The sequence below is a fragment of the Actinocorallia libanotica genome (assembly GCF_039525175.1).
GTDB classification, from domain to species: domain Bacteria; phylum Actinomycetota; class Actinomycetes; order Streptosporangiales; family Streptosporangiaceae; genus Actinocorallia; species Actinocorallia libanotica.
This window is the reverse complement of the sequence record NZ_BAAAHH010000101.1, coordinates 1-1,414: the sequence shown is the minus strand read 5'-3', so window position 1 is coordinate 1,414 and position 1,414 is coordinate 1. Positions and strand designations below refer to the sequence as shown.

Annotated in this window: 3 protein-coding genes; all 3 read left to right on the top strand. The window is 70.6% G+C overall.

Features of this window, described 5'->3' with window-relative positions; all coding sequences use genetic code 11:
- Window positions 1-407, top strand: a 407-nt coding sequence (locus tag ABD140_RS39790) for a hypothetical protein (protein WP_344248236.1), incomplete at its 5' end; no start/stop codon positions are given.
- Window positions 404-1,135, top strand: a complete 732-nt coding sequence (locus tag ABD140_RS39785) for a hypothetical protein (RefSeq protein WP_344248234.1) — start codon at window positions 404-406, stop codon at window positions 1,133-1,135. The genes ABD140_RS39790 and ABD140_RS39785, both read left to right, overlap by 4 nt.
- A 12-nt stretch (window positions 1,136-1,147) precedes the next feature.
- On the top strand, window positions 1,148-1,414 hold a 267-nt coding region (locus ABD140_RS39780; protein ID WP_344248232.1), incomplete at its 3' end, for a hypothetical protein.

The window sequence follows — 1,414 nt, the reverse complement described above, 5'->3', positions numbered from 1 at the left end:
CCGCCAAGACGGTGTCACTGCCCACGGGCAAGGGGTCGCTGACCTGCACCGCGTGGCTGCCCGACCAGGTCACCAGCCCGCACTTCTTCATCGCCGAGTACACCCAGGACTACGACAAGACCTTCGGCGGCCTGGACGTGGTGGAGTTCACCGCCCGCATCCTCATCGCCCGCGGGGATGAGCGCTCGGCCCAGGAGGTGCTGGACCTGCTGCTGCGCCGCGGCGGCCCGTCCTCGCTGAAGTGCGCGCTGGAGGCAGCGCGCGGGGAGCCCGGGGAGTACGCGCTGGGCGGCCTGGCCGATGACTTCCGCGTGGAGCGGATGCAGGGCAACCGCCTGTACGAGCACGCCGGCGTCCAGTACGTCGGCGGCGAGCTGATCATCCGCGTCTTCGGGAGTGAGAAATGAAGACCGTCCTGACCAACGTGCGCACCTTCGCGGCGGGCCTGGACCTGACCGGCACCAGCAACAAGATCGAGCTGGCCGGGGAGGTGGAGGAAAAGGACTCCACCACCTACGGGTCCGGCGGGTGGAAGGAGGTCCGCGGCGGCCTGCACTCCTCGGCGCTGACCGGCGAGGGCCTGTGGGAGGCCGGGGACGGCGGCCTGGACCCGTCCTCCTGGGCCGACCTGGGCCGCATCAGCCCGTGGACGGTGGTGCCCGTCGGCGGCGCCGCGGTGGGAGACGTGGCCTACCTGACGCAGATGCTCCGCAGCGAGTACAAGCTGGGGGACGCGGTCGGGGAGATCCTGCCGTGGTCGTCCAAGGCCTCCAGCACGTGGGCGATGCCGCGCGGTGTGATCGCCCACCCGCCGGGCATCGCCCGCACCGCCACCGGCACCGGCACCGGCGTGCAGCTGGGCGCGCTGGCCGAAGGGCAGCGGCTGTATGCGTGCCTGCACGTCCTGTCGGCCGCCGGCACCACCCCGTCCCTGAGCGTCGCGGTGGAGTCCGACGACTCCGACACCTTCGGCTCGGCGACGACGCGGCTGACGTTCGACGCCGCCACCGCCGCCAGCGGCCAGGCGCTGCGCACCGATGGCACCCCCATCACCGACACCTGGTGGCGGCTGTCGTGGTCGATCACCGGCACCACCCCTTCGTTCCTGTTCGTCGCCTCCCTCGGCATCGCATAAAGGAGTCCCCCTATGCCCAAGATGGTGCTCACCGCCGCCTACCTGGATCTCAACGGCCAGGACGTCTCGGACTGGACCAACAAGATCGAGCTGTCGGCGGAAGTGGAGGAAAAGGACGTCACCACGTTCGGCAGCGACGGGTGGAAGGAACTGCTGGGCGGCCTGCGCAGCGGCACGCTGGCAGTGGAGTTCAAGAACGACTACGACACCGGCTCGCTGGACGCCGACATGTGGGCGCTGCTCGGCAGCGTCGTCGCCTTCTCCGTGCGGCCCACGCAG